Genomic DNA, 5,699 nt, shown 5'->3' on the forward strand with positions numbered 1-5,699 from the left:
CGGGCACGACCGGTATCGAAGCCACCAATAGCGGCACCGGCGCGACCACCGTGACCGCCAACGGCACGATCACCGGCACGGTCGCCGAGGGTATCAATGCAATTGGCAACGATGCGGTAACGGTGAGCGTCGCCGATACGGTGACCGGCGCAACACGCGGCCTGACCCTGATCGGCGGCACCGGCGGCACGGGCAACATATCGGTGACCGGCGCGGGCGGGTTCGTCGGCGGGACTGGCGATGCGGCCAACATCCTCAACAACGGTGCTGGCACTGTCGTAGTCGATATCGCGGGCGCGAGCAGTTCCACTGACGCGCGCGGCATTGTCGTTCGCGATACAGCGCTTGGCGGCGACATCAGCGTCACCACCGGGGCGGTGACCGCGCTGACCGCCGGTCAGAACGCAATCGACGTTCGCACCGCTTCGACAACTGCGGATGTCACGGTGGTTACCAATGGCGATATCCAGGCGGGCAATGCCGGCATCGTGGCGGCGGTCTTCCCCGCAGCAGCGACGGGCAATGTCGATGTGACGACCAACGGCGCGGTCAACGGGCGGTTTGGCATCGATGCCGAGAACTTCGGCTCGGGGCGAACCAATGTGACGACGATCGGCCCGGTCAATGCGACCACCGGCAACGGCATCTTCGCGCTCTCGACCGGTGGCGACGTCACCGTGAATGCGGGCGATGTCACTTCCACTGGCAACACGGCGATCATCGCACAGCAGGTCTCGGCAGTTGATGCGGGCGCGATCGATGTGACCGTGGGCAATGTCTCGGGCACGACGGGCATCTTTGCGCTCAACCTCGGCACCGGTGCGACCACCGTGACCGCCAACGGCACGGTCACCGGCACTGTCGCCGAGGGCATCAATGTGAACGGCGGCGGTGCGGTAACGGTAAACGTTGCCGACACGGTCACCGGAGCGACGACCGGCTTGCTGCTGACCGGCGGTTCGCTCGGTGCGGGCGATATCAATGTCACTGGCGCGGGCGGGTTTGTCGGTGGCACCGGCAATGCCGCGACCATCCAGAACAATGGCTCGGGCAATGTCCTGGTCGATATATCGGGTGCGAGCAGTTCGGCGGGCGGCGAAGGTATCGTCGTTCGCGACACAGCGCTTGGCGGCGACATCAACGTCACCACCGGGGCGGTGACCGCGCTGACCGCCGGTCAGAACGCAATCGACGTTCGCACCGCTTCGACGACTGCCGATGTCACGGTGGTTACCAATGGCAATATCCGGGCGGGCAATGCCGGCATCGTGGCGGCGGTCCTCCCTGCGGCAGCGACGGGTAATGTCAATGTGACCGCCAACGGCGCGGTCAACGGGCGGTTCGGGATCGATGCCGGGAACTCCGGCAGCGGCTCGACCAGCGTCACCACCATCGGCCCGGTCAATGCGACCACCGGCAACGGCATCTTTGCGCTCTCGAACGGTGGGAACATCGTTGTCACGACCGGCGATGTGACCTCGACCGGCAACACGGCGATCATCGCGCAGAATGTGCTTGGGGCGGCCAATACCGGTACGATCGACGTTACGCTGACCGCCGGACACACGGTGACCGCCAACACGCCGACCGCATTCGGCATCTTCACCGACAGCGGCCAATCCTCGGGCACCACGACCATCAATGTGAACGGCACGATCCACGCCGGCGCGGCTGGTGTTGCCAGCATCTCGACCGTCGGTAACATCACCACCAATATAAGCGCGGCCGGTGTGATCGATCCGTTGATCGGCATCGACCAGTCGACCGTTTCGGGCGCGATCACCGTGAACAATGCGGGTCTGGTCGAAGGCGACAATATCGGCGTGCGGCTAACCTCGACGGGTGTCGGCGCGGTCGGAGCGCTCACCGTCAATCAGGTCGGCAGCGGCAGGATCGCCGGCATCATCGGCGTCGATCTCGCCAGTGTCGACGCTGCCCTGGCGGTCAACAATGCCGGGTCGATCTCGGGCACGGCCGGTATCAGGATGACCGCGACCGGGACCGGCAGTGCAACCATCGTCAATGGCGGTACGCTCGCCGGCACCGCCGCCGCCGTGATGGCCACGCTGCACGGCGGCAGCTTCACGCTGACCAACACCGGCACGCTGAACGGCGCGCTCAATGTGACCGGCTCGGCTGTCGCGACCTCGACGGTGACCAACGCGGCCGGCGCGATCGCGAACTTTGGGTCGGGCGCGTCCAGTGTCTCGGGAAGCTTCGTCAATGCCGGCACGGCCAATATCGGCGCCGGTGGGACGGTCCTGTTCCTCGGCAACACCAACAATTCGAACCGGATCAACTTCGCCGGGGCCGGGACCTTCACCACCAACGGTGCGATGACCAATACCGGGATCATCAACGCGCAGAACAATCTGACCAGCAATGTCGTCACGGTCGGCGGCGCCTATACCGGTGGCGGGCAATTCTTCGCCGATTACAGCACCGTCACAGCGACGGCGGATCGCCTGAACATCGGCGGCACGGCGTCGGGCAATACCAATGTGACGTTGAACCGCGTCGGCGCGCGCAGCTTCGTCGCCGGCGGCTTCCTGCCGGTGGTGACGGTGACGCCGGGTGCAGCGGTCAACACCTTCACGTCGAACACGATCTTCCCGAATACCGGGTTCATCCTCGAAAGCTTTGGGCGCAACCCGGCGAGCAATACCCAATTCGGTCTGATCCAGCAGATCAACCCGTCCTCGGCGGCGCTGGGCAGTCTGACCTATGTCGCCGAATCCGCCTCGATGCTGCTCGACGAACCGATCAGCCCCTATGTCACGTCACGGACTGATGCCGCGTCGGGCGACAAGAAGTTCAGCCTGTGGATGCGTGGTTCCGGCGGGCACACCAGGCAGACGATCGCATCGTCGTTCACTGGCGGTGGAATTTCGGTCAACTCGGTCGACCGGATACGCACCGACCATCAGGCGATACAGCTGGGCGGCGACCTGGGCCTCTACATCAACGGCGGCTGGAAAGTTCATCTGGGTATCACTGGCGGCTGGTATGACGGCGTCGCTCACCCGTCCGCCAGCGAAAGACTTGCGGTCGATACGAGCTTTGTCGGCGGCTATGTCGCGATCAGCAACGGCGCGCTCACCATCGATGGCCAGATCCGCCGCGAATGGCGCAACTATGACGTGGTCCTGCCCACACTGTTCGGCAACACCAAGAAGGACATCGACGGCAAGGCGACCGCCGGGTCGGTCCACGCCTCCTACCGCGTCGGCGGCGGCGGCGGCGGCTTTGCCGCGACACCGTTTGTCGGCTTCAACTATGCCGACAGCCATATCGACAGTCTGTCGATCGACGCGGACAGCTTCTATGCGCCGGGCGACGACAAGACCAAGGTCGGCCAGGCCGGGTTGCGACTGTCCTATCGCGCGGGCAGCGAAGACAAGATCGTGGTCGAGCCGTTCGTCAGCGCTTCGGGATTGAAGAACTGGTCGCGCGGCAGCTCCGGCACCTTCACCTTCGGCGCGCCGGCAACTAGCTTCTCGCTCGCCTCGCGCACCTGGGACGATGCGATGCGGTATTCGGCGGGCGTCATGGGCCATGCCCGGGGCGGGCGCCTGTCGGCCTTTGTCGTGGGCAACATCGATGACGGTTCGGGCCTGCGTGCCTTCACCGTCAATGGCGGGATCCGGTTCAACTTCTGACCCGATAACCCTGTAGGAGCCCATTTGAAAGTTCGCGACAGCGCGTTTCAAGGCGGTGCCAGCCTGCTCCGGTACCGCCAAATTCGCCTGCAGCGCATTTTCAAACACACTCTAAGCGTTGGACGATCGGGTGCGAGTGTCCACCGCGCGGGATTGTGCGAACGGCACGGGCCGGGCATGGCGCGGGCATGATCCGTTATTTCACTCCGCTTCTCCTGCTCTATCCCGGCCCAGCCACGGCGCAGACGATCCAGCCCGGCACTTGGGACATCAAATCGACAGCGGTCGATCTGGTCATTCCAGGTACTGCCGGCTTCCTGCTGCGCATGATGAAGGGAAAGTCGAAGACCGAGCACAAATGCATCGCGCCGGACCAGGCAAGGACCGGGATTTCCGCTCTGCTCGTGCCCGACCCGAAATCCAGATGCCGGGTCGAAAGCTCACAGATAACCGATGGCAGGATCGCGCAGGTCATGGTCTGTCCGCAAAAGGAAGGCGGCACGTTCCGCGTCGTCCGACAGGGTCGCTATAGCGCGGCGGGCTTTACCGCGCGCATGACGATGTCCGGTCAGACGCCTAAGGGCGCGTCGCGCATCGTGGTCGACCAGACGGCAACGCGCACGGCGTCCGCTTGCCGCAGATAGGCGAGGGGCCTTAAGCAGCCCGCTCGCGTTTCGGTACCACATCGTCCTTGCGCCGCAGATAGGGCGCGACCAGATTGCGGGCGCGGAACCATTCCTGGCGTTCTTCGCTCAGCGTCTCGAAATTGCCGATCACGCGGCGGCAATCGTCGCTGCGGCACTGACAGATCATGTGCCAGTTCGATTCGCGCAGCGTGGTGGAATAATCCCAGGCGATCTCCTCGCCCGGCGCGATGCCGCAGACCGCGACCAGGAATACGCCATCGGCGGTAAAACGCAGCCCGGCATTGGGGCTGCAGCTATGGTTGATCAAATCGTCGATCCGCCCCGATGGCCCCATATAATGTTGCGGCGTGACCTGCACGAAGCGATCACTCGATCCGCGCATCAGGCTCGGCACCTTGTCGGCGCGGATGCGGCGGCCGGTGAAGCGGATGATCGTGTCGCCCTCGGCAAAACCTTCGGCGGCATAGACCGCCTTGCCGAGATGCGTCTCGCCGACCGCGAACAGGTTGGCGGCGGGGCGATTGGCGTCGAGCACATAGAAGCGGCCGTTGCGATAGCCGAGCGACCGCAGCGGATTGATCGTCGCCAGCCCGACCATGAACCAGATGCTGGCGTGGCACAGCAGTTCGACGAAGATATAGGCGTACTCGCCGACGATCTGCCCTTCCGCGCGCGTCGCGAGGAGCAAGGTGGCGAGGTCGCCGAGTGTCCATAGCCCCCAGGCTGGCGATCGTTCGCGGTTGCGGTCCTGCCACACGCTTTGCCAGGTCGGCCAGAAGCTGATCGGCACCGCGATCACCACCAGCATATGCGCCCAGAATGCGTTCTGGAACGCGAGCCACAGGATCAGCGAAGCGAGGCACGCCGCCATGCAGAAGACTTCGCTTTGCGAAGGGGCCTCCCAGCTCGACCGCCGCCACACGCCAAGCGTGATTACGATGCAGGCAACCGCCGAAACGCCGAAGATCCACGCCTGTGGTGCGCCCGGGTTGACCGCGGCATAAGTGCCCGCCTCGACCGCCGTCGCCGCGCTCCAGATCAGCCAGGACGCGCGGTTCGGCTGCACCAGCTGACGCCTGATCCCGGCCAGATAGACGCCATAGCCCGCAAGACTGCAGACGATGGCAAAGATGAACCAGGGCTCGATCGACATATTCCGGGTGACCATTATGGTTACCGCGAGGTTATAGCAGGTCGAGGAATCCGTCTATTCCAAAAGCACGGATTCCCGGCGAGTCGCCTAAGTCGCTGCAATCGATTCCGAAAATTGGCGACGATCGTGCGCTGCGCCAATCGCCGCTATAAGAGGTGGCTCGGTTTGTTTGAACAGACCCGCGTGCTCGTTAAGTGGAGCGTCTGCCGGTTCATGCCGCTGCGAGAAGCGGTTGGTTGA

General features: G+C 64.2%; 3 protein-coding genes. 2 read left to right on the top strand and 1 reads right to left on the bottom strand.

Annotation, left to right across the window (positions count from 1 at the left end):
- Both ACVWZA_RS21735 and ACVWZA_RS21740 read left to right on the top strand, forming a co-directional pair.
- Positions 1-3,659: beta strand repeat-containing protein (locus ACVWZA_RS21735; protein WP_457313532.1), on the top strand; the 3,659-nt coding region annotated here is incomplete at its 5' end.
- A gap of 188 nt (positions 3,660-3,847) precedes the next feature.
- Complete coding sequence (locus ACVWZA_RS21740; RefSeq protein ID WP_457313533.1) at positions 3,848-4,303, top strand: DUF3617 domain-containing protein; 456 nt, start codon at positions 3,848-3,850, stop codon at positions 4,301-4,303.
- A 10-nt stretch (positions 4,304-4,313) separates the two neighbouring features.
- On the opposite strand, the gene ACVWZA_RS21745 is transcribed toward ACVWZA_RS21740, so the two are convergent.
- The gene (locus ACVWZA_RS21745) at positions 4,314-5,474 is read right to left on the bottom strand and encodes an SET domain-containing protein (RefSeq protein WP_457313534.1); all 1,161 of its coding nucleotides are present in this window, start codon (positions 5,472-5,474) and stop codon (positions 4,314-4,316) included.
- Positions 5,475-5,699: the final 225 nt, after the last annotated feature.

It is taken from the genome of Sphingomonas sp. UYAg733, from assembly GCF_054057355.1.

Excerpts from the sequence above, each read along its gene's own strand:
- ACVWZA_RS21740 (WP_457313533.1), top strand. The coding sequence starts at position 3,848 with ATGATCCGTTATTTCACTCCGCTTCTCCTGCTCTATCCCGGCCCAGCC.
- ACVWZA_RS21745 (WP_457313534.1), bottom strand. The coding sequence starts at position 5,474 with ATGGTCACCCGGAATATGTCGATCGAGCCCTGGTTCATCTTTGCCATC.